The organism is Psychrobacillus sp. FSL H8-0483, assembly GCF_038637725.1.
GTDB lineage: Bacteria > Bacillota > Bacilli > Bacillales_A > Planococcaceae > Psychrobacillus.
The window spans coordinates 3,943,181-3,968,532 of record NZ_CP152052.1; the positions used below are offsets into that span (position 1 = coordinate 3,943,181).

A 25,352-nucleotide genomic window follows, 5' to 3' on the forward strand; every position below is an offset into this window, starting at 1 on the left:
CCATTTACTTTCTAAAGTATATAAGTACTGCAGCCAATACAACAAGCAAGAGAATGCTTATAGTGTCTCTCCGTGCCCACTCTAGCTTACGGTATCTTGTTCTACCTTCACCACCTTTATAACCTCGTACTTCCATTGCTGTTGCTAAATCTTCTGCTCGTTTAAACGCACTTACAAACAAAGGAATGAGAAGAGGGACAATTGCATTCATTCTCTCCTTCATACTACCCGTCGTCATATCGGAACCTCTTGCCATTTGTGCTTTCATAATTTTATCCGTTTCATCCATTAAAGTTGGAATAAATCGTAGCGAAATCGACATCATCAGCGCTAGTTCATGTACTGGAAGCTTCCATTTCTTTAATGGGTTTAATAATATTTCTAATGCATCGGTAATCGAAATAGGTGTAGTAGTGAGTGTTAAAATAGATGTTAAAATAACTAGGACAAAAAAGCGAATGGAAATGAATATCCCTTGGCGCAATCCTTCCTCATATATCTTAATAAACTTCCACTCAAAAATAATCGGCCCTTCTCTCGTAAATATCAAATGCAATAAGAACGTAAAAACGATTAAAATTACGACCGGCTTTAACCCATTTATTAAAAAATATAGTCTGATTTTAGACAGTCGAATAATGAGGAAAGTGAATACAAGTAATATCCCATATGTAATCCAGTCGTTTGCAATGAAAACAATTGCGATAAATAAAAACACAAAAATTAGTTTTGCTCGTGCATCCAATCTATGAATAAATGAATCTCCAGGGATAAATCGTCCAAATATCATTTTTTCTAACATTATTCGTCACGCTCCTTTTTAATAAGGTGCGCTATTTCTTTTGCTAAAGTCTCTTCAGTTAAACAAATCGAAGGTAACTTCATCCCCATCATTTGTTCTACCTTCTTTTGAAACTTTATACATTGAGGAAGTTCTAATTGATAATCCAGTAGTCGATCTTCATCTGAGAAGATTTCTTGCGGTGTCCCTTCTAATACACATTTTCCTTTATGCATAATGGCAATACGATCGGCATATCTTGATGCATCTTCCATGCTGTGTGTAACAAGTACCGTCGTTAATCCCTTTTCCTTATGCAGTCGGTGAAACAGATCCATTATTTCTTTTCGTCCTCTTGGATCCAGTCCAGCAGTCGGTTCATCTAGTACCAGTACTTCGGGATTCATTGCAAGAACACCTGCAATGGCTACTCGTCTCATTTGACCCCCTGATAAGTCAAAAGGTGATTTTTCCAATACTTCTTCAGGTAGCCCTAGTAACCCTACTAATTCAATTGCACGACGCTTTGCTTCTTCCTCTCCTACACCAAAATTCATAGGTCCAAACATAATATCCTTTAAAACGGTCTCATCAAATAATTGATGCTCTGGGAATTGAAAAACAATTCCTACTTTTTGCCTTACTTCACGTAACATTTTACTTTTTTTATCTGCTTTTACTTCTACTTGGCCAATTTTAATAGTACCTTCAGTTGGTTTTAGTAGAGCATTTAGATGTTGTAAAACGGTTGATTTTCCTGAACCGGTATGTCCTATAATCGCTTGATATGATCCGGATGGAATGTTTAAATCGACATTAAATAAAGCTCTTTTTTCAAAAGGAGTATTTTTCGCATAAGCATAGCTTACTTGTTGAAGTGTGATGTCCATAAATCATTCACCAGTTCTTCTTCTGACATATGGTCTGCAACGATAGCAGTCCCTTGCTCTCTTAATAATCTTGACATATTCATTGCAAAAGGTAGATCTAGCCCAAGGTCAACTAACTCTTGTCCCCGTTGAAATATTTCTTCAGGTGTACCTTCTGCATATTTTTCACCTTGATTCATCATGATAACTCGATCTGCAAGCAGCGCCTCTTCTAAATCATGCGTAATCGATATAACAGTCAAATCCGTTTCTACTCTTAGTTGATGAACTGTTGAAAGCACCTCTTCTCTGCCTTGTGGATCTAGCATAGAGGTAGCTTCATCCAATAATAATATTCTAGGTTTTAGAGCAATTGCTCCTGCAATAGCAACACGCTGTTTTTGCCCGCCGGACAAATGATGTGGTTCACTATTCATAAAATCGCTCATTTTCACTTTTTCTAAAGACTGTTGTACTCGTTCTACCATTTCCTCAAATGGGATTCCGTTATTTTCCAATGCGAATGCTACATCATCTTGCACAGTAGCTCCAACAAATTGGTTATCTGGATTTTGAAACACCATGCCCATTTTTGAGCGTATGTCCCATAAATTCTGTTCTGTTAGTGCTTCTCCAAAAATCTGTACCTTTCCCGTCTGAGGAAATAGAAGACCATTCATTAAACGTGCAAGTGTCGATTTACCTGAACCATTATGACCGACAATCGCAACCCATTCACCTTCGTAAACTGTATACTCCACACCGTTTACAGCCGGACGTAAATTAATATCTTCTTCCTTATATGTAAAAGTAACTTCTTGTAAAGAAATAATCTCGCGTTTCATCCTTTACCTCCTCTAACTCATCTCTGCTTGACTAAGTATTACACTATTTTACGATAAATTAAAAAAGCGCGCACCTCATTTTGAGAAATGCGCTCTTCAATAACTTATTTCTAGACTGGTTGCTCAAGACCAATCTGAAAAATGAGGTGCGTAGAGCTAGACGAGACGCAACTTAAAGTCCGCTCATCATAACACTCTGCTTTTATAATGTCGTATAAATCTGTTTGAAAAAAGAAGAGGGTGGTAGAAACACCAATCTCCCTCTTCAACTTGTATTGATTAAACTAACTCAATTACTACAACTGGTGCTCCGTCTCCGCGACGAGGTCCAACTTTCATAATACGAGTATAACCGCCTTGACGATCAGCATAGCGTGGTGCTACATCATCAAACAATTTTTGTAATGCAAAAATTGTTGATTCATTACCTTCTTCATCAGTAGAAGTTACTACTTCACGACGAATGTAAGCAGCAGCTTGACGACGTGCGTGCAAATCTCCGCGTTTACCTAAAGTGATCATTTTTTCAACAACAGAACGTAATTCTTTTGCACGTGCTTCAGTAGTTTGAATACGCTCATTGATAATTAGGTCCGTTGTTAAGTCACGTAACATCGCTTTACGTTGAGAACTTGTACGTCCAAGTTTTCTGTAACCCATGGATGTTTCCCTCCTTTGGTGAATAGTTCATATCTAGCTATATCAAAATTCGCTTAGTCTTCTTTACGTAATCCTAAGCCAAGCTCATCTAACTTCGCTCTTACTTCTTCTAAAGATTTACGTCCAAGGTTTCTTACTTTCATCATATCGTCTTCTGATTTGCTTGCAAGTTCTAGTACTGTATTAATACCAGCGCGTTTTAAGCAATTATAAGAACGAACAGAAAGATCAAGTTCTTCGATAGTCATCTCTAAAACTTTTTCTTTTTGATCCTCTTCTTTTTCGACCATGATTTCAGCAGTTTGTGCCTCATTTGTCATCCCTACAAAAATATTCAAGTGCTCAGTTAGTATTTTTGCTCCAAGCGAAATCGCCTCTTTAGGACCGGTGCTGCCATCTGTCCACACATCAAGAGTTAATTTATCGTAGTTAGACAATTGTCCAACACGAGTATTTTCCACTTGAAAATTAACGCGTGAAACTGGAGTATAAATAGAGTCGATCGGGATTACGCCGATAGGAAGATCCTCACGTTTGTTTTGATCAGCAGGAGTGTAGCCACGGCCTCGACCTGCGTACATACGCATACGGAAATGACCATTTTTGCCGATTGTTGCAATATAGAGTTCTGGATTTAAAATTTCAACGTCACTGTCATGTGTAATGTCAGCAGCTGTAATCGTTCCCTCTCCTTTTACATCAATCTCAATGACTTTTTCTTCATCAGAGTAGATTTTTAAAGCTAGTTTTTTCACATTCATAATAATAGATGCAACATCTTCCACTACGCCTTCAATAGTTGAAAACTCATGTAAAACGCCATCGATTTGAATAGAAGTAACTGCAGCTCCTGGTAAAGAAGACAGAAGGATACGACGTAAAGAATTACCCAAAGTATTTCCATAGCCACGTTCTAGCGGTTCTACAACAAATTTACCAAACTTGGCATTTTCGCTGATTTCTACACTTTCAATCTTTGGTTTTTCAATTTCGATCATTCCAATTTACCCTCCCTCAAAACATCGAATGTATAGGTTCTTTCCATCATGAATTCGATCGTTTAACTGATTGCTGTTTGCACAACCTCAGTCTGTACAATAAATGATGTTCTCAAACATGTTGAGTTTCACCTATTACACGCGACGACGTTTTGGTGGGCGGCAACCGTTATGTGGTACTGGTGTAACGTCTTTAATCGCTGTAACGTCTAGACCTGCAGCTTGAAGTGCGCGGATAGCCGCTTCACGTCCAGCACCAGGACCTTTAACTGTTACTTCTAAAGTTTTGATACCATGTTCCATAGAAGTTTTTGCAGCTGTTTCTGCAGCCATTTGTGCAGCGAATGGAGTAGATTTACGAGAACCTCTAAATCCAAGAGCTCCAGCACTTGACCAAGAAAGTGCATTACCTTGCATGTCTGTGATAGTCACAATTGTGTTATTAAATGTTGAGCGAATGTGAGCAATACCGGATTCGATATTCTTTTTCACACGACGCTTACGTGTTTGTTGTTTACGTGCCATGTTAAGAAGAAACCTCCTTTACCGATTATTTTTTCTTGTTAGCAACTGTTTTACGAGGACCTTTACGAGTACGAGCATTGTTCTTCGTATTTTGTCCACGTACAGGTAAGCCGCGACGGTGACGGATACCACGGAATGAACCGATTTCCATCAAGCGTTTAATGTTAAGTGATACTTCACGACGAAGGTCACCTTCTACTTTGTATACACCGATTTGTTCACGGATTTTGTTTAACTCGTCTTCTGTAAGATCGCGAACGCGAGTTTCTTCAGAGATACCAGCTTCTACTAGTACTTTTTGTGAAGTAGTTTTACCAATACCGAAAATGTATGTTAATGCAATAACAACGCGTTTATCGCGTGGAATGTCAACACCAGCAATACGTGCCATATGTGTCGTGCACCTCCTTCTTATTATCCTTGTCTTTGTTTGTGTTTAGGATTTTCACAGATTACCATTACTTTACCGCGTCGGCGAATTACTTTACATTTTTCGCAGATCGGTTTCACAGATGGTCTCACTTTCATCTAACCCAACCTCCTTAGTAGTCCGGAGTGCAAAAGATTATTTAAAACGGTACGTGATACGACCGCGAGTTAAATCGTAAGGAGAAAGTTCAATTGTGACTTTATCTCCAGGTAAAATGCGGATAAAGTGCATACGAATTTTACCCGATACATGCGCAAGTATCGTATGACCGTTTTCTAATTCTACCTTAAACATCGCGTTTGGCAAAGTCTCAACAACTGTTCCTTCGACTTCAATTACATCATCTTTCGCCATCAACCCTGTCTCCCTTCTATATACAAATCAGGTTCTCATCAATATTCAAACGTAATTTGCTGTTAGTATAGCCTCATCAAGAACGAAACTATTCGTTTTAAGCATATGTTTGGAAATCATGAGAGATGTTCGAAAGACACTCGTAAGGTTTCGTTTGTGGCAATCCACGGAGTAGACTGACTGGTTGAAACCCGTCTCCCTCATGTCAACATGTTCGTACGAATGTGTTGGATGAGTTCCATAGTACCCGTTCGTTACATAGATGCTTCCACGAAACCCATTATACCCCTTCAGAATATAAAATGCACGTGGACTAGGGGGTCCTCGCTTTTGATGCATTTCTTTTCTTCCAGTTCGTATACCGGGCGCAATATGCTTTTGCAGCTCTCGAAAAAAACGTTTTCGTTCTTTGCATAATGCCCGGGTATTCAGTCGTCTGCGACAGGCACCGGGCTTTTAGATGCGGTTGCCCTGTAACAGAGCATCAAGATCAGCAAACACTTTCGTGATATGTTGCTGTCCATCAATATTAGTTAAAACACCTTTGCTGTCATAAAAATCAAGCAAAGGTTGCGTTTGCTTCATATTTACTTCCAGACGGTTCGTCACCGTTTCCGGATTATCATCCGCACGTTGATAAAGCTCTCCACCATCTTTGTCACATACCCCATCTTTAGCAGGTGGGTTGAAAACTAGATGGTACGCAGTGCCACATTCTTTACAAATGCGACGACCAGTTAGACGTTTAATCAAGTCTTCTTGGGCTACTTGAATATTAAGCACATGCTCAATTGATTTTCCTAGGTCTACAAGTAAAGCATCAAGTGCTTCTGCTTGAGGAACTGTACGTGGGAAACCATCAAGTAAGAATCCTTTTTCACAGTCTGGTTTACTTAGTCTTTCACGAACAATACCAATCGTAACTTCATCAGGTACTAATGCACCTTCATCCATAAACGATTTTGCTTTTAAACCTAGCTCCGTGCCATCTTTTATTGCTGCACGAAACATATCGCCTGTAGAAATATGAGGGATTGCGTACTTCTCAACAATTTTATCAGCTTGTGTGCCTTTACCAGCACCTGGCAGACCCATTAAAACGATATTCATACGAAAATGCCCCCTCAGGACTAATTGTTGATTTTTAGGAACATTATCGTTCCTAAAAACCGACATTATTTCATAAAGCCTTTATAGTGACGCTTAACTAGTTGGGATTCTAGCGTTTTCATTGTTTCGAGTGCAACCCCTACAATGATTAGCAAACTTGTTCCACCAATTTGCGCAGATTGCGGTAGACCCGCAAATTTAACAAATAGTAGAGGCATGATTGCAATTAGAGCTAAGAAGATAGATCCAACAAAAGTTAAACGGTACAATACGTTTGTTAAATAGTTTTGTGTATTTATTCCTGGACGAATCCCTGGAATATACGCACCTTGCTTTTTCAAATTGTCTGCTACATTTTCTGGATTCACTTGAATGAATGCATAGAAGTAAGTAAACGCAATGATTAATGCAATATAGATCGTCATACCAACAGGGTGTGTGTAATCTAATGCTCTCGTTATAAAATCAGTAACATCATTTTGACCGAAAAATAAAACGATTGATTGCGGTGCCATAAGGAAGGCAGATGCAAAGATTACAGGAATTACTCCCGCAGCATTAACTTTTAAAGGTAAGTGTGTTTGTTGACCACCAGTTTGAGATGTGCCAGCAACACGTTTCGCATATTGAATAGGAATTTTACGCAACGCTTGTTGAACGTAAATAACGCCTACTGTCACAGCGATAATTGCCAATAATAGCAATACAATAATCACAATATTGATAAACAGTGCTTCACCAGCACCTTCTATTTGTTGTGCATACACTTGGTTTACTGCATTTGGAATTGCAGCAGCGATACCAGCGAAGATAATGATAGAAATACCATTACCAACACCTTTTGCTGTGATCTGCTCACCTAACCACATTAAAAATGCAGTACCTGCAGTTAATACTACTGCAATAACGAAATACGTCATTACACCGTCATCTTTTATTAAAGAACCGCCGTACATACGGTTAAAACCATATGACATTGCAAATGCTTGAATAAAAGCTAACACAATTGTGAAGTAACGAGTAAATTGTGCAAGTTTCCGTCTTCCAACTTCACCTTGTTTTGCCCACTCTGTAAACTTCGGTACAACATCCATTTGTAACAATTGTACAATGATGGAAGCAGTAATGTACGGCATAATTCCCATCGCTAGAATGGAGAAGTTTTTTAAAGCACCGCCACCAAATGTATTTAAGAAACCAATCAAACCTAATTGATCTGCTTGTCTTAAAACATTTGCATCAACGTGAGGTACTGGAACAAATGTCCCAATACGAAACACGATTAACATTAATAAAGTAAAAATGATTTTATTTCGAATATCTCTAACACGCATAAAGTTTGAGATCGTCTGAAACATTAAACCACCTCGGTTTGTCCGCCAGCATTCTCAATAGCTTCTTTAGCTGACGCAGAGAATTTGTGAGCTTTTACAGTTAACTTCTTGTCAAGAGTTCCATTACCTAGAATCTTAATACCAGATTTTTCACTACTCACAACACCTGTTTCAATTAATAAAGCAGGTGTTATTTCTGTGCCTTCTTCGAAACGATTTAATGTATCAAGGTTCACAATTGCAAATTCTTTACGGTTAATGTTCGTGAATCCACGTTTTGGTAGACGACGGAACAATGGGTTTTGACCGCCCTCAAATCCTGGACGAACTCCACCGCCCGAACGAGAATTTTGACCTTTATGACCTCTACCTGCAGTTTTACCATTACCAGAACCGATACCACGACCTACGCGGTTACGTGTAGAACGAGATCCTTCTGCTGGTTTTAACTCATGAAGTTTCATATGGTGGCACCTCCTTATTCTTAAAATAAACCTTAAATTTCTTTAACAGTTACTAAGTGAGCTACTTTTACAACCATCCCGCGGATAGCGACATTGTCTTGGTGCTCAACTGTTTGATGCATTTTACGTAATCCAAGAGCTTCTGCTGTTTTGCGTTGATTTGGCTTTGAACCAATCAAGCTTTTAGTAAGGGTGATTTCTAATTTAGTTGCCATTGTAATTTCCCCCCTTATCCTAACAGTTCTTCTACTGATTTACCACGTAATTTAGCAACGTCCTCAGCACGTTTTAGTTGAGTTAAACCTTGTACTGTAGCACGAACCATGTTAATTGGTGTGTTAGATCCAAGTGATTTAGAAAGAATGTCTGTAATACCAGCTAATTCTAGAACCGCACGAACCGGTCCACCAGCGATAACACCTGTACCAGGTGCTGCAGGTTTGATTAGAATAGATCCAGCTCCAAAACCACCAATTACTAAGTGAGGAGTAGTTCCGCCAACTCTTGGTACTTCTACTAAATTCTTCTTAGCATCTTCAACCGCTTTACGGATTGCATCTGGAACCTCTTGAGCTTTACCAGTACCAAATCCTACATGTCCATTTTTGTCACCGACAACTACTAATGCTGTAAAACGGAAACGACGTCCACCTTTTACAACTTTAGCAACACGGTTAATCGTTACTACGCGTTCTTCAAGTTCAAGTTTGTTTGGGTCAATACCACGCATGAAATATGTCCCTCCTTCTTCTTAAAATTCTAAGCCGTTTTCACGTGCAGCTTCAGCTAACGCTTTAACACGTCCATGATATAAGTAACCGCCACGGTCGAATACAACAGATTTAATGTTTTTTTCGACAGCGCGTTTTGCGATTGTTTCACCGATTAAAATAGCAGCTTCAACGTTTCCAGCTGTACCAGTAAAATCTTTGTCCATAGAAGACGCACTTACGATTGTTACACCTTGTGAATCATCGATAAGTTGTGCGTATAGATGTTTATTAGAACGGAATACATTTAAACGAGGACGTTCAGTAGTACCCGTGATTTTTGTACGAACACGTGCATGACGTTTTTTACGAACTTGATTTTTGTCTTGTTTCGTAATCACAGTGGTCACTCCTTTCTAATGCGGGATGCATTATTTACCTGTTTTACCTTCTTTGCGGCGTACAACTTCGCCTTCATAACGAATACCTTTACCTTTGTAAGGCTCTGGTGGACGAACTTGACGAATGTTAGATGCTAGAGCACCAACGCGTTCTTTGTTAATACCGCGAATGATAATTTTTGTATTAGAAGGAACTTCAACTTCTAATCCGTCTTCAGGAGTGAATTCAACTGGATGAGAGTACCCTACATTAAGTACAAGTTTATTACCTTGTAGTTGTGCACGGTAACCAACTCCAACTAATTCAAGTCCACGTGCATATCCTTCAGAAACACCAATTACCATGTTAGCTAGCAAAGCGCGAGTTGTACCATGGATTGTACGGTGTTCTTTCGAATCTGTCGGACGAACTAAAGTAATTACATTACCTTCTTGTTCAATTTTAATATCTTGATTAAATGAATTTGTTAATTCACCTTTTGGTCCTTTTACTACTACTGTATTTTCAGCGCTAACTGTTACAGTAACGTCTGCAGGAACCTCAATTGGTTTTTTACCTACTCGAGACATTTTGTTGCACCTCCATTCGTTTGTTGATTATTACCAAACGTAAGCTACGATTTCTCCGCCAACTTGTTTAGCGCGAGCTTCTTTATCTGTTAATAAACCATTTGAAGTAGAAACTAAAGCAATTCCTAAACCGTTCAATACTTTAGGTACTTCGTTTGTTTTAGCGTAAACGCGTAGACCTGGTTTTGAAATACGTTTCAAACCAGTGATAACGCGTTCGTCGTTTTGACCATATTTTAAGAAGATGCGAATGATTCCTTGTTTGCTATCTTCTACATACTCAACGTCACGTACGAAACCTTCACGCTTTAAAATTTCAGCGATTTCCTTTTTCAGGTTTGAAGCAGGAACTTCTAATTTCTCGTGACGAACCATGTTAGCATTACGAATGCGTGTTAGCATATCTGCAATTGGATCTGACATTGTCATTACATTTACCTCCTTCCCAGTTATAGGGGATTACCAGCTTGCTTTTTTAACGCCAGGAATTTGTCCCTTGTATGCAAGTTCACGGAAACAAATACGGCAAAGCTTAAATTTACGATATACAGAGTGCGGACGTCCACAACGCTCACAGCGTGTGTATTCTTGCACTTTGAACTTTGGCGTACGTTGTTGTTTAACGATCATTGATTTTTTAGCCACGTTTTCGCCTCCCTTATTTTACTTTTGGAATGGCATACCGAATTGTGTTAATAACTCACGAGCTTCTTCGTCAGAGTTCGCAGTTGTTACAATTACGATGTCCATACCGCGTACTTTCGAAACTTTATCATAATCGATTTCAGGGAAGATTAATTGCTCTTTAACTCCAAGAGTGTAGTTACCGCGACCGTCGAATGCTTTTTTAGAAACACCGCGGAAGTCACGTACACGTGGAAGAGAGATAGCGATTAATTTGTCCAAGAAGTCATACATACGCTCTCCACGTAGTGTAACTTTAGCACCGATTGGCATACCCTCACGAAGACGGAAACCAGCGATCGATTTTTTAGCTTTCGTAACTACAGGTTTTTGACCTGAGATAATTTGTAATTCTTCAACAGCAGCGTCAAGTGCTTTTGTATTTGATACAGCATCACCCACACCCATATTGATAACAATTTTATCAACTTTAGGAACTTGCATCACTGAGTTATATTCAAACTTGCTCATTAGAGCAGGAGAAACTTCCTTAAGATACTTTTCTTTTAGGCGGTTCATGTGTGTACCTCCCTTCTCTTTACTTATTTAATAATTTCACCAGATTTTTTCGCAACACGAACTTTTTTGCCATCTTCTACTTTAGAACCTACGCGAGTCGGCTCGCCAGTTTTTGGGTCGATTAACATAACATTCGATACGTGAATTGCAGCCTCTTGACTTACAATTCCGCCTTGCGGATTAGCTTGGTTTGGTTTCATATGTTTTTTGACGATGTTTACACCTTCAACTAAAACACGGTCTTTCTTAGGGAAAGCTGTAAGGATAACTCCTGTTTTACCTTTATCTTTACCTGAGATTACCTTAACTTTGTCACCTTTTTTAACATGCATTCTGTCGCACCTCCTTGATTGGCACTTTCATGTAAATTAAAGAACTTCTGGAGCTAAAGATACGATTTTCATGAAATTGCTGTCGCGTAATTCACGAGCAACAGGTCCGAAAATACGAGTTCCACGCGGTCCTTTATCGTCTTTGATAATAACGCATGCGTTCTCATCGAATTTGATATAAGTACCGTCTTTACGGCGTACGCCGCTTTTAGTGCGAACGATTACAGCTTTAACGACGTCACCCTTCTTGACAACGCCACCTGGTGTTGCTTTCTTAACTGTACATACAACGATATCGCCGATATTAGCAGTTTTACGTCCAGTACCACCAAGTACTTTAATTGTTAAAACTTCACGTGCACCTGAGTTGTCAGCAACTTTCATACGAGTCTCTTGTTGGATCACTTAGGTTACCTCCCTTCGGAATTTATTAGTTCCGAAATTTATTATTAAATAATAACCGCTTTTTCTGTAACTTCTAATAAACGGAAACGTTTAGTAGCTGATAGCGGACGAGTTTCCATGATGCGGACGATGTCGCCGATTTGGGCTTCATTTTGCTCATCATGAGCCTTAAATTTCTTAGAGTATTTAACACGTTTACCGTATAATTTGTGTTTTTTATGAGTTTCAACTAAAACAGTGATAGTTTTATCCATTTTGTCAGAAACTACACGGCCTGTGTATACTTTGCGTTGGTTACGCTCAGTCATGCCTGAAAACCTCCTTTATCAGTTGTTTGCACTGATTTCTCTTTCGCGAATCACAGTTTTCATACGCGCAATCGCTTTACGTACTTCGCGAATGCGAGCTGTGTTTTCTAATTGACCAGTCGCCAATTGGAAGCGAAGGTTGAAAAGCTCTTCTTTCAGTGATTTTACCTTTTGTTCTATTTCTGCAGTAGTAAGGTCACGGATGTCATTAGCTTTCATTAGATTCACCACCAATTTCTTGACGTTTAACTATTTTACACTTAATAGGAAGCTTATGTGATGCTAAACGTAAAGCTTCACGAGCTACCTCTTCAGTTACGCCAGCAATTTCAAACATAATTTTCCCAGGCTTTACTACTGCTACCCATCCTTCAGGAGCACCTTTACCGGATCCCATACGAACCTCAAGAGGCTTTTTCGTATAAGGTTTATGCGGGAAAATTTTAATCCATACTTTACCGCCACGTTTCATGTAACGTGTCATAGCAATACGAGCTGATTCAATTTGACGACTTGTAATCCAGCTAGCTTCAGTTGCTTGTAAACCAAACTCACCGAATGCTATTTCTTTACCGCCTTTTGCTTCACCACGCATTTTTCCGCGGTGTTCGCGACGATATTTAACGCGTTTAGGCATTAACATATTATTTGCCTCCTTCCTCAGAGTTCTTCTTAACTGGAAGGACTTCACCACGATAGATCCATACTTTAACGCCTAGCTTACCATAAGTAGTGTCAGCTTCAGCATGTGCATAATCAATGTCAGCACGTAATGTATGAAGTGGTACAGTTCCTTCGCTGTAATGTTCAGCACGTGCAATGTCAGCGCCGCCTAGACGTCCAGATACTTGAGTTTTAATACCTTTAGCTCCAGAACGCATTGTACGTTGAATTGCTTGCTTTTGAGCACGACGGAAAGATACGCGGCCTTCTAGTTGACGTGCGATGCTTTCTGCTACTAATTTAGCATCCAAGTCTGCTCTTTTGATTTCTACGATGTTAATGTGTACACGCTTGCCAGTGATATCGTTTAAGTGTTTACGAAGTGCTTCAACTTCAGTACCACCTTTACCGATTACCATACCTGGTTTCGCAGTGTGAATTGTAATGTTAACACGTTTTGCAGCACGTTCAATTTCTACAGTAGAAACAGACGCTTCTTTCAAACGAGTTTCAATGTACTTACGAATTTTTAAATCTTCGTGAAGTAGAGTTGCATAGTCTTTACCAGCGTACCATTTTGACTCCCAGTCACGAATAATACCAACTCGTAATCCTATTGGATGAACTTTTTGACCCACGGATTATCCCTCCTTCTTCTCAGATACCACTACTGTGATGTGGCTTGTACGTTTGTTAATAGCACTTGCACGTCCCATAGCACGTGGACGGAAACGCTTCAATGTTGGACCTTCGTCAACGAAGACTTCAGAAACAACTAGGTTGTTAACATCTAAATCATAATTGTGCTCAGCGTTAGCAACAGCAGATTTTAATACTTTCTCAACAACAGGTGATGCTGTTTTAGGAGTAAGTTGTAAAATTGCAATAGCTTCACCGATTTGCTTACCTCTGATTAAATCTACGACTAATCTTACTTTACGAGGAGCAATGCGCACTGTTTTAGCAATAGCTTTTGCTTGTGACATTTGAATGACCTCCTCTCAAATTAGCGTCTTGTTTTCTTATCATCTGCACCATGACTTTTATAAGCGCGTGTTGGTGCAAACTCGCCTAGTTTATGACCTACCATGTCTTCAGTCACGTATACAGGAACATGTTTGCGTCCGTCATATACCGCGATTGTTAACCCGATAAAAGTAGGGAAAATTGTTGAACGGCGAGACCAAGTCTTAATCACTTGTTTTTTCTCAGAGTCCTTTTGAGCATCGACCTTTTTAAGTAAATGGTCATCTGCGAAAGGTCCTTTTTTCAAGCTACGACCCATGCTGAAACCTCCCTCCGTGATTGCACCACGGCTCGTTCTTTGAACCGTAGTAAAACCACATTATTTTTTACGACGACGAATGATAAGTTTGTCGGATTTGTTTTTCTTGCTACGAGTTTTGTATCCAAGAGTTGGTTTACCCCATGGAGACATTGGTGACTTACGACCGATTGGCGTACGTCCTTCACCACCACCGTGTGGGTGATCGTTCGGGTTCATTACAGATCCACGTACAGTTGGGCGTTTACCTAACCAACGATTACGACCCGCTTTACCAATGTTTACAAGTTCATGTTGTTCATTTCCTACTTCACCGATTGTAGCGCGGCAAACAGAAAGGATTAGGCGAACTTCACCAGATTGTAAACGTACGATAACGTATTTACCTTCTTTACCAAGTAATTGAGCAGATGTACCAGCTGAACGTACTAACTGACCACCTTTACCAGGTTTCATTTCAATGTTATGGATAGTAGTACCCATTGGGATGTTTTGTAATGGAAGTGCGTTACCTACTTTAATATCAGCTTCTGGACCTGACACGATTGTCATTCCAACTTCTAAGCCTTTAGGAGCTAGGATATAGCGTTTTTCCCCATCCACATAATTAATTAATGCGATGTTCGCAGTACGGTTTGGATCATACTCAATAGTAGCAACACGTCCTGGAATACCATCTTTGTTTCGTTTGAAATCAATGATACGGTATTGACGTTTGTGTCCACCACCATGATGACGAACAGTAATTTTACCTTGATTGTTACGGCCGCCTTTACGCTTCACAGGAGCAAGAAGTGATTTCTCAGGCTTGTCAGTTGTGATTTCAGCGTAATCTAACGATGTCATGTTACGACGTCCGTTTGTCGTTGGTTTATACTTTCTAATCGCCATTTTATTCCCTCCTTCTTGATTATTCAATCCTTGTTATAAGGATTAGATTTCGAATAACTCGATTTCTTTACTATCTAAAGTTAATGTAACAATCGCTTTACGACGTTTGTTAGTGTAACCACCAAATTTACCTACACGTTTGTATTTACCTTTGTAGTTCATGATGTTAACTTTCTCAACATCTACTCCAAAGATTTCTTCAATCGCATATTTAACTTGTGTTTTGTTAGCGCGAGTGTCCACTTCGAAAGTGTACTTTTTATCTGCCATTACTTCTGAAGAACGCTCGGTAATGACCGGACGTTTAATAATATCACGTGCTTCCATTAACCTAGCACCTCCTCAACTTTTTCTACTGCAGCTTTAGTCATCACTAATTTATCGTGACCAACTAAATCTAATACGTTAATGCCTGTTGCAGACACAACTGTGATTCCAGGGATGTTACGAGCAGCTAATGCTACGTTTTCATCTAGATCAGCAGTTACGAATAACGCTTTTTTATTGATTGAAAGGTTAGATAACACTTTCACGAAGTCTTTTGTTTTTGGTGCATCAAAAGCTAAACCTTCAAGTACTACGATACTTTCTTCACGCACTTTCGATGAAAGAGCCGAAAGAAGAGCTAAACGACGTACTTTTTTCGGTAATTTGTAGCTATAGCTACGTGGAACTGGACCGAATACAGTACCACCGCCACGCCATTGTGGAGAGCGGATCGAACCTTGACGAGCACGACCTGTTCCTTTTTGCTTCCATGGTTTACGACCACCACCAGCAACTTCAGAACGGTTTTTCACTTTGTGATTACCTTGACGAAGTGATGCGCGTTGAGCAATGATAGCTTCAAATAAAACAGCTTCGTTTGGCACAATTCCGAAAACTTTATCGCTTAACTCGATTTCGCCAACAGAAGATCCTGCTTGATTGAATAAAGATACTTTTGCCATTCCTGTTTCCTCCTTTCTTCAGAGAATTATTTCGATTTAATAGCAGCCTTAACAACTACTAATGATTTACGAGAACCAGGAACATTACCTTTTACAAGTAGTAGGTTACGTTCAGCATCCACTCTTACGATTTGTAAGTTTTGGATTGTTACTGTGTGCCCACCCATTTGACCAGGTAATTTCTTTTGTTTGAATACGCGGTTCGGAGCAACTGGCCCCATTGAACCTGGACGACGGTGATAACGAGATCCGTGGGCCATTGGTCCACGAGATTGTCCGTGGCGTTTAATAACACCTTGGAAACCTTTACCTTTAGTAACACCTGTTACATCAATTACATCGCCTTCTGCAAAACTTTCTACGTTGACTTCTTGACCAACCTCGTAATTAGCTGTATCCAAGCCGCGGAATTCGCGGATGAAGCGCTTAGGAGCAGTGCTTGCTTTTGCTACGTGCCCTTTCGCAGGTTTGTTAGAAAGCTTTTCACGCTTATCTTCAAAACCTAACTGAATAGCTTCGTAACCGTCTGTTTCAGCTGTTTTCTTTTGAAGTACTACGTTTGGAGTAGCTTCAATTACAGTTACAGGGATTAAGTCACCGTTCTCAGCAAATACTTGCGTCATACCGATTTTTCTACCTAAGATTCCTTTGGTCATCTGTCACACCTCCTGTAATAATTAATTGTTTTTTATCTTTTACCATTAAAGTTTGATTTCAATATCAACGCCAGATGGTAAATCAAGCTTCATTAACGCATCAACAGTTTGTGGTGTTGGGTTAACGATATCGATAAGACGTTTATGCGTACGCATTTCGAATTGTTCACGAGAATCTTTATACTTATGAACGGCACGAAGAATTGTATACACAGATCTTTCAGTCGGAAGTGGAATCGGACCCGATACACTTGCACCTGAACGTTTAGCAGTTTCAACAATTTTCTCAGCTGATTGATCAAGGATTCTGTGATCATACGCTTTTAAACGGATACGGATTTTTTGTTTTGCCATTACTTTCCCTCCTTTTCGCCTATTTTCTAGACATTCTCCACGAAAATTTTCCGAACACTCGCCATGGCAAAGCGGCCGGGTGTGTCGGTAACCTCTCGCTTCATCGCAGTCAAAGACCAACTACAACATTATAAACAATAAAAAAAGATTTCGCAAGTGTTTTTGCGAAATTCTTTTTAATTGTTGTAAAAACGTTTCACTTGATTCATAGGCCTGCATTTATTAGCTGTTTTTTAGTATATACAACTCCTGCTATAATTTCAACGGATATGGTACTTTGTAATTTATGGCATACTTCAAGTCTAATAGAGAAAGGACGAACTTTTTATAAAGTCGTCCTTTTCTTCCTATAGAACAAATACAATAGCAATCCATCCAAAAGCAATCAATGGTATGTTGTAGCAGATAAACGTCGGAACACATGTATCCCAAATATGATTATGCTGTCCGTCAACATTTAAACCGGCCGTTGGACCAAGCGTTGAATCTGATGCAGGAGAACCAGCATCACCTAAAGCTCCTGCTGTTCCGATTAAAGCAATGATTGCCAACGGGCTTAATCCAAGTTCAAGCGCAAGTGGTACAAAAATAGCAGCTATAATAGGAATGGTTGCAAAGGAGGAACCTATTCCCATAGTAACAACTAAGCCAATAATCAACATGACTAAAACAGCTAGGCTAACGTTGCCTGCTAATAACTCTGCTGAAGCTTTCACTAAACTCTCTACATGACCCGTTGCATTAATAACAGCTGCAAAACCATTCGCAGTAATCATAACGAAACCTACAAACGCCATCATACGCATTCCTTCTGTTAATAATTGATCAGCTTCTCTCCATTTAAGAGCACCAGTAACATAAAGAACGGTAATACCCGCTAAAGCACCTGCAATCATTGAGTCCGTTTCAATTTGAACATATAACGCTGCAATCAGCGCAATGATTGTGAATATGACACTGCTTTTCTTCACATTAACCTGAAGCTCTTCTACTTCTACTTCTGTTTGCTTATAGCTTCTTGGTTTACGATATAAAATAAATGCCATTACTAGGCCAAATACCATTCCTAATGCAGGAACAACCATTGCCTTTGGAATTTCATCTAACGCAATTTCTAGACCAGATAACCCCATTTGCGTTGCTACAATTTCTTGATAGATTGCACCGAAGCCATATGGTAGAAACATATATGGTGTAATTAAGCCAAATGCTAAAATACACGCAATCAATCGACGATCCACTTGTAACATATTTAAGACTTTCAAAATTGGTGGCACTAACAATGGAATAAACGCTATATGAATCGGGATTAGGTTTTGGGAGAAAATAGCCATCATGAGTAACAATAAAAAGACTAAAACTTTTGCTAATCCTGTCTTTTGAGAATCTCCTTCTCTTTTCACAAGCTTCAAAATCGCTCCTACTAATAACTCAGGTATTCCTGTTTTAGAAATCGCAACTGCAAAGCCCCCTAATAACCCGTAACTTAACGCAATTGTAGCACCAGCGCCTAATCCACTTGTAAATGCATCAATCGTTTCTGTGACCGTTAGACCGGCTGTCAGACCGCCTACAAGCGCTCCTATTATCAATGAGAATACAACGTTAATTCGAAGTAAACTCAGCACTAACATAACTCCTACTGCCAATAATACAGCATTCAAATTAAACACTCACTTTCACACACTAGATTGCTAACATGTAGAAGTTTAATTCTTATTCTTCTAAATGTCAATGTAAAAAAGCACTTCCATTGAAATTACAAAGAGGGTTCTTTTCACTTAGACACTGAAAATTAAGAAATGGGCATGGCGTGGTGCATTTGATTTGGATAATGAAAGATAAAATCCTTTCCTACGCTTTTCAAGGCTTCCGAAGATACAATTTCGGATGCGGCTTCACTTCTTTATCATTCGATACTACCTATATTGTCTTTCTTATTAGAACTGTTGATTGGAGCGGGAGGCGGCGACTCCTAGGGGATCAGCAAGCAAATCAAGACCCTGGACTGAGCGCAGCGATATTAATTTTTGCGACGAGCTTGAGCAGGAGCAGGAGAAAGGGAAACGGCTTGATGCTTGCCCCCTAGAAAGCGTCCGACTTAAGCGGAAATCAACCTGTTCCTGGCATAAAAATTTGCATACTTTCTTATTCTTTAAGAAATGCTCATAGCTCTTTTTAAGCGCCTCTTGTTCTTTGCTAATTCTAGTGTGCTTTGGACTACATTCTTATTCCTCAAAAAAAGAAAGGATTGCCCCATGGTAAGTTTTCTAGACTTACGGGGCATATCCTTCCTCTTATAATGATTCGTTTACAACCTTGCGGTAATAGCCTACTGATAGCAGGGCAAAAATTGAGTATAAAAGTACATATACACCCATCGTAATAAGCAATGGAGTAACTAACTCCGTACCGAACATCATCCATCCAGATTTGACAGCAAAGTAACTATGCGCAAGTCCAATTACTAATGGAACGCCGAAGTTAAATACCTGCTTCATGTAAATACCCTTCATCAAATCTTTCTTTGAAAATCCAATTTTTCGAAGCACTGTATAAGAAGCACGTTCTTCTTCTGCTTCCGTCATTTGCTTAAAGTATAGAATGCTGCCGGTCGTCATTAAAAATGCAAGCCCTAAAAATCCTGTAATGAAAATAACAAGCCCAAACAGTTCTAGCATTGATTGTCTATAAGACTCTTGTGAATCTTGAGATACACTTTCACTTGCACCGTTAGCGTTCACATACTTGAAAGTTCCCTCATTTGTCGATTCTTTATACAGTGATTGAACCTCTTTTATTTTTGTTTTATCTTCTAAGTCAATTCCAACTTGTTTCGTCCATCCCGTCTGTTTTTGTACAATTGGATCGTTAGCAAGTAACTCAAACAGCTCATCTGTTACTACAAGAACTGGGCTAGCATAAGTAACTCTGTAGCTTAATAACGGCTTTTCATCTAGTTTTTTGATTTGTAAAGTAACATCACCAGCACTTGTCTTTAAGTGTACAGGCTTATTGTTCTGAAACGGCATAAACTCTGCTAGCATTCCAGAATAACCTACAAAATAGCCTTCTCCTTCTTTCAGCTTGAATTCTGGCATTACCTTTTGAGCTTCACTATGCTTCATAACTACCGTTTCGCTTGATTTAGGATCTATGTTTACCCCAGCAGGTATATCTTTCTCGAGGAGCTCTGACATATCAAATAGTACTGATAGAATAGAGAAATCCGTTTGCTTGAATTCAATCTTTTCTTCCTTCAAACGTTCTGTAAATGCTTTGCCTTGATCATTTAATAAGATAAAATCGTTAGGCACAGATTGTTGTGCATTTGCGGATGCTGAATAATACGAAATGTACGATAGAGACAAAATTGCCAGTGCAAATGCCGACAATACCGTTATGAGTGTAAGTGACTTCGCATTTCCTTTCATACGGTGCATGATTGGCGTTAGTGACAATACATCGACAAGCGATAAGTGGCCCCTTTTTTGCTTTCTAATTATATTCATCAAAAACGCAACAGAGAAACGGAAAACAAAAAAGGTTCCTCCAATTGTCGTTCCTAATATAAGAATCATTCGAATGAATAAGGCATTCGCACTTGGATTTTCTATCTCAAACAATTTCGTGGACAAATAATAACCATATGCAATGAATACAAGACCAATAAATCCAAGAAACATTTGGAATGCATTAAAACGTTTCACTCGTGTATCTGCTTCCTTGCTTGCATTAAACAAGCTAAGCAAAGAAGACCTACGAATCATAAATGACGTTTGGATTAACACAACAATTAATAGAATTGCAAATACAGATAAAGTCATTTGGAGTGCTTGTGTCGAAAATGTCATTGCCACTAATGCCTCTTTTTCTAGAAGGCGCAACAAAATCATTGTAAATAATCGCGAAGTTAAATATCCTATTCCAACACCAATTCCAATTGCACTACACCATAAAACAACGCTCTCTAAAGCTAGTAATCGAATAACAAGTCCTTTAGACATACCGATTAGTTGGTACAACCCAATCTCTTTACTACGTCTCTTCATAAATAAATGATTGGCGTACAAAACAAAGAAAACAACAACAAACATTAATATATACGATGCCGCTTTTATTCCTGCAGTCATTTTGACTCCACCTGAAATACCTAACACACTTGGATTATATTGCAATGTGATAAATGAAAAGTACAATGTCACACTGAAAATTAGTGCAAAGAAATACAAATAATAATGCTTAATGTTTTTCTTCATACTTCGTAAAACTAATTGACTAAGCGTCATAACCATCACCACCAAGCACACCTTGTGTATTCATAATATCTTGAAAAAATACCTTTCGATCCTTTTCCCCTTTATAAAGCTCCGTATATAGTTGCCCATCTTTTAAAAACAAAACTCTACTACAAAAGCTCGCAGCTACAGGATCATGCGTAACCATCATAATTGTCACTTTTTTATCTCGATTAATCTTTTCTAAATTACTTAATAGGGCTGTTGCAGACTTCGAATCGAGTGCACCTGTTGGTTCATCTGCAAAAACAATCGAGGGATTCGTTATTAATGCTCTTGCAGCTGAAGTTCTTTGTTTTTGCCCCCCAGAAATTTCATTTGGATATTTAGCAGCTAATTCTTTTATATCAAGTAATTTAGTAATTTCATTAAAACGATGTTCAGCATCTTTTTTCGATACTTTACTTATAGATAAGGGCAGTAAAATATTTTCTTTCACCGTTAACGTATCCAGAAGATTATAATCTTGGAAGATAAACCCTAATTGCTCTCTCCGGAAGCTAGATAGTTCTCGTTCTTTCATCTTTCTTAAATTGTTCCCATCAATCTCAATAACCCCTTCTGTTGCATGGTCAATTGAACAAAGTACATTTAGGAGAGTTGTTTTCCCTGAACCTGAAGGACCCATGATCCCAACAAATTCTCCCTCTTTCACTTCCAGATCAATCCCCTTTAGCACTTCTTGAGCATTTACTTTTTTACCATATACTTTTTTTATTTTACGTCCACTTAATATCGTCATTTCCGTTCCTCCTACCACTTTATATACCTATTGTACCGTTTTACTTTTCATCTTTCGTTTGATTTAGATGACAAACGAAAAGAGTAGATGACAATTTTGTCACCTACTCGAAATTTGAAGAAATTCATTTTTGAGGGGAAAGCGTAAAGAGAAAGTAGAACCAACACCTTGCTCCGATTGAACAAATATTACTATACCAAGCTTTTCTGCTGCATTTTTAGCTAAATATAAGCCCATTCCTGTTGAAGCTGTAGTGAGACGACCTGTTAATCCAGTAAATGATTTATCAAAAATACGGGGTAAATCCGCCTGACTAATCCCTATACCTTCATCTTGAACATGCAAAACAATATGACCCGTATCTTCTTTTGACGCAAAAATTTGTATTTCCGCATTTTCCATGCTATATTTCACTGCATTAGACAATAGCTGGCGAATAATAAAGGATAGCCATTTTTGATCGGTTAGCACTTCCTTATCCAAATTATCTAAGTCAAATCCAATTCCCTTTTCCAAACACCATGATTGTAATTCCTTAATTTCTTTATGTACAATTTTTTGAAGCACAACAGATTCTATCATATTATCTCGTTCAATAGCAGGAAGACGTGTATGATGCAATTGCTGGTCTAAAAGCAAGTGAATACGGAGCCATTGTAGCTCCAGTTTTTTCTGTGTAGAAGGATTGTCTAGTGAATCAATCATTAATTTCATCGCAGTTAATGGTGTTTTCACTTCATGAATCCATGTAAGTGTACGGTCATATTCCTCTGAAAACTCCACTTTTACACCATTCAACTCTTCTCTGCTCTTTAATATCATCTCTTCCATTGATTTAGAAATAAGCCTTTCAAACGGGGAAGTTCCATCTGGAATAGCATTCAGAAAACTATCTACTTCATTTTCTGCTTGCCTCTGTACTTCATTGAGCTTTCTTAAATAATTTGTTTCTACAAAAAAACGCCATGTTAAGAACACGATGAACAATAATGTATTTACACTATTAATATATCGAATAGAAACATGGCTAAAAGTTATATCTAAAGTCAATATAAAGTTTAGCCATATTTGTAAAATAATAAAAAATAGAATCCACGCTTTCTTTTCTTTTAAAAATAATAACAACAAAATAGACTATCCCTCCTTCGTAATCGCCAGATACCCTAACCCTTTTTTTGTAATGATTACATCTACTAAACCTATTTCCTCAAGTTTTATTCGTAATCTATTTACATTGACGGAAAGTGTATTATCATTAACGAATCTTTCATCGTCCCATAATTTTCTCATTAATTCATCGCGGGACACGATTTTATTTACAGATTGCAGCAATACTCTTAGTATAAACAACTCATTTTTTGTAAGTTCTATAGACTGGTTTCCTTTTGTAATATGGCTCCTCGAGAAATCAATAACCGAATTATTCCAGTGTGTAATATCCACACGCTCTTCACCATAATCATATGTTCTGCGAAAAGTAGCCTGCACTTTCGCAAGCAAAACATCCATATGAAAAGGTTTTTGTACAAAATCGTCCGCACCCATTTGCATTGCCATTACCATATCCATCGGGTGATCCCGAGAAGATAGGAATATAATTGGAACCTTGGAAACATGACGAATTTCTCTACACCAATGAAAGCCATCGAATGCCGGTAATTGTATATCAATAATAACAAGCTGTGGCTTTTCCTCAATAAATGTATTCATCACTTTTTGAAAGTTACTTGGACTGATTACGTCAAATGACCACTGGACAAACCTTTCTTTTATCATATCAAATATAGACTGATCATCTTCAATTAATAGTATTTTTGGATTCAATAGTATCACCTCTATAAGACTAGTTTACACTATTTTTTTGCACAAAAAAAATCCATCTCGTCGTCACGAGATGGATTTATGCTTTTGATTTATAGATTACTTAGTGATAGTAGCAACTACACCAGCGCCTACAGTACGTCCACCCTCACGGATAGAGAATTTAGTACCTTCTTCAAGAGCGATTGGAGAGATTAGAGAAACGATCATTTCGATGTTATCTCCAGGCATAACCATTTCTACGCCTTCTGGTAAGTTACAAACACCAGTTACGTCAGTTGTACGGAAGTAGAACTGAGGACGGTAGTTTGTGAAGAATGGAGTATGACGTCCACCCTCTTCTTTTGATAAAACATAAACTTCAGCTTTGAAGTCTGTGTGTGGAGTGATTGAGCCTGGTTTAGCTAATACTTGTCCACGTTGGATTTCTTCACGAGCAACCCCACGAAGAAGTGCACCAATGTTATCCCCAGCTTCTGCATAGTCAAGAAGTTTACGGAACATTTCAACACCTGTTACAGTTGTTGATTTTGGATCTTCAACGATACCGATGATGTCTACAACGTCTCCAACTTTAACTTGACCACGTTCAACACGACCAGTAGCAACTGTACCACGACCAGTGATTGAGAATACATCCTCAACTGGCATCATGAATGGTTTTTCAGTTTGACGTTCTGGAGTTGGGATATAGCTATCTACAGCATCCATTAATTCAACAATTTTTTCTTCCCATTCTGGCTCTCCTTCAAGAGCTTTAAGAGCAGAACCTTTAATTACTGGAATATCGTCGCCTGGGAAATCGTATTCAGAAAGAAGGTCACGAATTTCCATTTCAACTAATTCAAGAAGTTCTTCGTCGTCTACCATATCACATTTGTTCATGAATACAACTAGGTAAGGAACACCTACTTGACGAGAAAGAAGGATATGTTCACGAGTTTGTGGCATTGGGCCGTCAGCAGCAGATACTACTAGGATCCCGCCGTCCATTTGTGCAGCACCAGTGATCATGTTTTTAACATAATCGGCATGTCCTGGGCAGTCAACGTGTGCATAGTGACGAGATGCAGTTTCATACTCAACGTGAGAAGTATTGATTGTGATTCCGCGCTCTTTTTCTTCAGGAGCGTTGTCGATGTCAGCGTATGATTTAGCTGTACCACCCATTTTTTTAGAAAGAACTGTAGCGATTGCTGCAGTTAAAGTTGTTTTACCATGGTCAACGTGTCCGATTGTACCAACGTTAGCATGCGTTTTTGAACGGTCAAATTTTTCTTTAGCCATTATAGATTGCCTCCTCAGTAATTGTGTGATTTTTTATGATAAAAGGTAGAGGGCGTACGTCCCCCTATCTTTTATACACTACAAATTAGTTATACTTGAATATTGG

38 protein-coding genes are annotated in these 25,352 nt (G+C 38.7%); all 38 read right to left on the reverse strand.

The genetic code is table 11. The annotated features are described in order from the left end of the window. Positions 1-4: 4 nt before the first annotated feature. Positions 5-802, reverse strand: a complete 798-nt coding sequence (locus tag MHB48_RS19330; RefSeq protein ID WP_340924562.1) for an energy-coupling factor transporter transmembrane component T — start codon at positions 800-802, stop codon at positions 5-7. Continuing rightward, entirely contained in the window at positions 802-1,671 is an 870-nt protein-coding gene (locus tag MHB48_RS19335; RefSeq protein ID WP_342599457.1) for an energy-coupling factor ABC transporter ATP-binding protein, read from the reverse strand. Before MHB48_RS19335 ends, MHB48_RS19330 begins: the two co-directional genes overlap by 1 nt. Next, on the reverse strand, positions 1,647-2,495 hold the full coding sequence (locus MHB48_RS19340) for an energy-coupling factor ABC transporter ATP-binding protein (protein WP_342599458.1): 849 nt from the start codon (positions 2,493-2,495) through the stop codon (positions 1,647-1,649). The genes MHB48_RS19335 and MHB48_RS19340 overlap by 25 nt, the downstream gene beginning before the upstream one ends. Positions 2,496-2,774: 279 nt before the next feature. Beyond that, positions 2,775-3,155, reverse strand: a complete 381-nt coding sequence (rplQ, locus tag MHB48_RS19345; protein ID WP_340924571.1) for a 50S ribosomal protein L17 — start codon at positions 3,153-3,155, stop codon at positions 2,775-2,777. Between the two features lie 53 nt (positions 3,156-3,208). Beyond that, positions 3,209-4,153 carry a DNA-directed RNA polymerase subunit alpha gene (locus tag MHB48_RS19350; RefSeq protein WP_340924573.1) on the reverse strand — a complete coding sequence of 315 codons (945 nt, stop codon included), beginning with the start codon at positions 4,151-4,153 and terminating at the stop codon, positions 3,209-3,211. 135 nt (positions 4,154-4,288) lie between these two features. Continuing rightward, positions 4,289-4,678: a 30S ribosomal protein S11 gene (rpsK, locus tag MHB48_RS19355; RefSeq protein ID WP_340924575.1), complete on the reverse strand. Its 390-nt coding sequence runs from the start codon at positions 4,676-4,678 to the stop codon at positions 4,289-4,291. A gap of 25 nt (positions 4,679-4,703) precedes the next feature. Then, positions 4,704-5,069, reverse strand: a complete 366-nt coding sequence (gene rpsM / locus MHB48_RS19360) for a 30S ribosomal protein S13 (protein WP_340924577.1) — start codon at positions 5,067-5,069, stop codon at positions 4,704-4,706. A gap of 23 nt (positions 5,070-5,092) precedes the next feature. Continuing rightward, complete coding sequence (gene rpmJ / locus MHB48_RS19365) at positions 5,093-5,206, reverse strand: 50S ribosomal protein L36 (protein ID WP_003247619.1); 114 nt, start codon at positions 5,204-5,206, stop codon at positions 5,093-5,095. Between the two features lie 37 nt (positions 5,207-5,243). Beyond that, entirely contained in the window at positions 5,244-5,462 is a 219-nt protein-coding gene (infA, locus tag MHB48_RS19370; RefSeq protein WP_016429904.1) for a translation initiation factor IF-1, read from the reverse strand. 456 nt (positions 5,463-5,918) lie between these two features. Then, on the reverse strand, positions 5,919-6,572 hold the full coding sequence (locus tag MHB48_RS19375; protein WP_342599459.1) for an adenylate kinase: 654 nt from the start codon (positions 6,570-6,572) through the stop codon (positions 5,919-5,921). 65 nt (positions 6,573-6,637) lie between these two features. Continuing rightward, complete coding sequence (gene secY / locus MHB48_RS19380) at positions 6,638-7,930, reverse strand: preprotein translocase subunit SecY (protein ID WP_342599460.1); 1,293 nt, start codon at positions 7,928-7,930, stop codon at positions 6,638-6,640. Beyond that, positions 7,930-8,370 (reverse strand): 50S ribosomal protein L15, encoded by a 441-nt coding sequence (rplO, locus tag MHB48_RS19385; RefSeq protein WP_340924584.1) that lies wholly within the window; start codon positions 8,368-8,370, stop codon positions 7,930-7,932. Before rplO ends, secY begins: the two co-directional genes overlap by 1 nt. A gap of 32 nt (positions 8,371-8,402) precedes the next feature. Then, entirely contained in the window at positions 8,403-8,585 is a 183-nt protein-coding gene (gene rpmD, locus MHB48_RS19390) for a 50S ribosomal protein L30 (protein WP_340924586.1), read from the reverse strand. A gap of 14 nt (positions 8,586-8,599) precedes the next feature. After that, positions 8,600-9,100, reverse strand: a complete 501-nt coding sequence (gene rpsE / locus MHB48_RS19395; RefSeq protein WP_340924588.1) for a 30S ribosomal protein S5 — start codon at positions 9,098-9,100, stop codon at positions 8,600-8,602. 21 nt (positions 9,101-9,121) lie between these two features. After that, on the reverse strand, positions 9,122-9,481 hold the full coding sequence (gene rplR / locus MHB48_RS19400; RefSeq protein WP_340924590.1) for a 50S ribosomal protein L18: 360 nt from the start codon (positions 9,479-9,481) through the stop codon (positions 9,122-9,124). 30 nt (positions 9,482-9,511) lie between these two features. Beyond that, on the reverse strand, positions 9,512-10,051 hold the full coding sequence (rplF, locus tag MHB48_RS19405; RefSeq protein ID WP_340924593.1) for a 50S ribosomal protein L6: 540 nt from the start codon (positions 10,049-10,051) through the stop codon (positions 9,512-9,514). A 30-nt stretch (positions 10,052-10,081) separates the two neighbouring features. Then, positions 10,082-10,480: a 30S ribosomal protein S8 gene (gene rpsH, locus MHB48_RS19410; protein ID WP_142643408.1), complete on the reverse strand. Its 399-nt coding sequence runs from the start codon at positions 10,478-10,480 to the stop codon at positions 10,082-10,084. Between the two features lie 30 nt (positions 10,481-10,510). Beyond that, positions 10,511-10,696, reverse strand: a complete 186-nt coding sequence (gene rpsN, locus MHB48_RS19415; protein ID WP_053591330.1) for a 30S ribosomal protein S14 — start codon at positions 10,694-10,696, stop codon at positions 10,511-10,513. 18 nt (positions 10,697-10,714) lie between these two features. Further along, the gene (gene rplE / locus MHB48_RS19420) at positions 10,715-11,254 is read right to left on the reverse strand and encodes a 50S ribosomal protein L5 (protein WP_090567848.1); all 540 of its coding nucleotides are present in this window, start codon (positions 11,252-11,254) and stop codon (positions 10,715-10,717) included. 23 nt (positions 11,255-11,277) lie between these two features. After that, positions 11,278-11,586, reverse strand: a complete 309-nt coding sequence (rplX, locus tag MHB48_RS19425; protein ID WP_342599461.1) for a 50S ribosomal protein L24 — start codon at positions 11,584-11,586, stop codon at positions 11,278-11,280. A gap of 36 nt (positions 11,587-11,622) precedes the next feature. Then, complete coding sequence (gene rplN / locus MHB48_RS19430) at positions 11,623-11,991, reverse strand: 50S ribosomal protein L14 (protein ID WP_053591327.1); 369 nt, start codon at positions 11,989-11,991, stop codon at positions 11,623-11,625. Positions 11,992-12,035: 44 nt separating this feature from the next. Next, positions 12,036-12,299, reverse strand: a complete 264-nt coding sequence (rpsQ, locus tag MHB48_RS19435) for a 30S ribosomal protein S17 (protein WP_340924603.1) — start codon at positions 12,297-12,299, stop codon at positions 12,036-12,038. A gap of 18 nt (positions 12,300-12,317) precedes the next feature. After that, on the reverse strand, positions 12,318-12,518 hold the full coding sequence (gene rpmC / locus MHB48_RS19440; protein ID WP_340924605.1) for a 50S ribosomal protein L29: 201 nt from the start codon (positions 12,516-12,518) through the stop codon (positions 12,318-12,320). Next, a complete protein-coding gene (gene rplP, locus MHB48_RS19445; protein ID WP_340924608.1) occupies positions 12,508-12,942 on the reverse strand; it encodes a 50S ribosomal protein L16 in 435 nt (144 codons plus the stop codon). The genes rpmC and rplP overlap by 11 nt, the downstream gene beginning before the upstream one ends. Position 12,943: 1 nt before the next feature. After that, the gene (gene rpsC / locus MHB48_RS19450) at positions 12,944-13,600 is read right to left on the reverse strand and encodes a 30S ribosomal protein S3 (RefSeq protein ID WP_342599462.1); all 657 of its coding nucleotides are present in this window, start codon (positions 13,598-13,600) and stop codon (positions 12,944-12,946) included. Between the two features lie 3 nt (positions 13,601-13,603). After that, complete coding sequence (gene rplV / locus MHB48_RS19455) at positions 13,604-13,948, reverse strand: 50S ribosomal protein L22 (RefSeq protein ID WP_342599463.1); 345 nt, start codon at positions 13,946-13,948, stop codon at positions 13,604-13,606. A gap of 20 nt (positions 13,949-13,968) precedes the next feature. Beyond that, positions 13,969-14,247 (reverse strand): 30S ribosomal protein S19, encoded by a 279-nt coding sequence (gene rpsS, locus MHB48_RS19460; RefSeq protein WP_090567829.1) that lies wholly within the window; start codon positions 14,245-14,247, stop codon positions 13,969-13,971. 60 nt (positions 14,248-14,307) lie between these two features. Then, entirely contained in the window at positions 14,308-15,138 is an 831-nt protein-coding gene (rplB, locus tag MHB48_RS19465; RefSeq protein WP_340924617.1) for a 50S ribosomal protein L2, read from the reverse strand. Between the two features lie 42 nt (positions 15,139-15,180). Next, positions 15,181-15,465 (reverse strand): 50S ribosomal protein L23, encoded by a 285-nt coding sequence (rplW, locus tag MHB48_RS19470; RefSeq protein ID WP_342599464.1) that lies wholly within the window; start codon positions 15,463-15,465, stop codon positions 15,181-15,183. Then, positions 15,465-16,088: a 50S ribosomal protein L4 gene (gene rplD, locus MHB48_RS19475; protein ID WP_342599465.1), complete on the reverse strand. Its 624-nt coding sequence runs from the start codon at positions 16,086-16,088 to the stop codon at positions 15,465-15,467. Before rplD ends, rplW begins: the two co-directional genes overlap by 1 nt. 26 nt (positions 16,089-16,114) lie before the next feature. Then, complete coding sequence (gene rplC / locus MHB48_RS19480; RefSeq protein WP_340924626.1) at positions 16,115-16,744, reverse strand: 50S ribosomal protein L3; 630 nt, start codon at positions 16,742-16,744, stop codon at positions 16,115-16,117. 45 nt (positions 16,745-16,789) lie between these two features. Beyond that, positions 16,790-17,098, reverse strand: coding sequence for a 30S ribosomal protein S10 (gene rpsJ, locus MHB48_RS19485; protein WP_042478628.1), 309 nt, complete (start codon positions 17,096-17,098; stop codon positions 16,790-16,792). A gap of 347 nt (positions 17,099-17,445) precedes the next feature. Beyond that, on the reverse strand, positions 17,446-18,762 hold the full coding sequence (locus MHB48_RS19490) for a Na+/H+ antiporter family protein (protein ID WP_342599466.1): 1,317 nt from the start codon (positions 18,760-18,762) through the stop codon (positions 17,446-17,448). A gap of 633 nt (positions 18,763-19,395) precedes the next feature. Further along, a complete protein-coding gene (locus MHB48_RS19495; protein WP_342599467.1) occupies positions 19,396-21,387 on the reverse strand; it encodes an ABC transporter permease in 1,992 nt (663 codons plus the stop codon). Then, positions 21,377-22,138 (reverse strand): ABC transporter ATP-binding protein, encoded by a 762-nt coding sequence (locus MHB48_RS19500; RefSeq protein WP_342599468.1) that lies wholly within the window; start codon positions 22,136-22,138, stop codon positions 21,377-21,379. The genes MHB48_RS19495 and MHB48_RS19500 overlap by 11 nt, the downstream gene beginning before the upstream one ends. Positions 22,139-22,237: 99 nt before the next feature. Beyond that, on the reverse strand, positions 22,238-23,266 hold the full coding sequence (locus MHB48_RS19505) for a sensor histidine kinase (protein ID WP_342599469.1): 1,029 nt from the start codon (positions 23,264-23,266) through the stop codon (positions 22,238-22,240). A 6-nt stretch (positions 23,267-23,272) separates the two neighbouring features. Next, entirely contained in the window at positions 23,273-23,962 is a 690-nt protein-coding gene (locus MHB48_RS19510) for a response regulator transcription factor (protein WP_342599470.1), read from the reverse strand. A gap of 96 nt (positions 23,963-24,058) precedes the next feature. After that, on the reverse strand, positions 24,059-25,246 hold the full coding sequence (gene tuf / locus MHB48_RS19515; RefSeq protein ID WP_342599471.1) for an elongation factor Tu: 1,188 nt from the start codon (positions 25,244-25,246) through the stop codon (positions 24,059-24,061). Positions 25,247-25,352 lie beyond the last annotated feature (106 nt).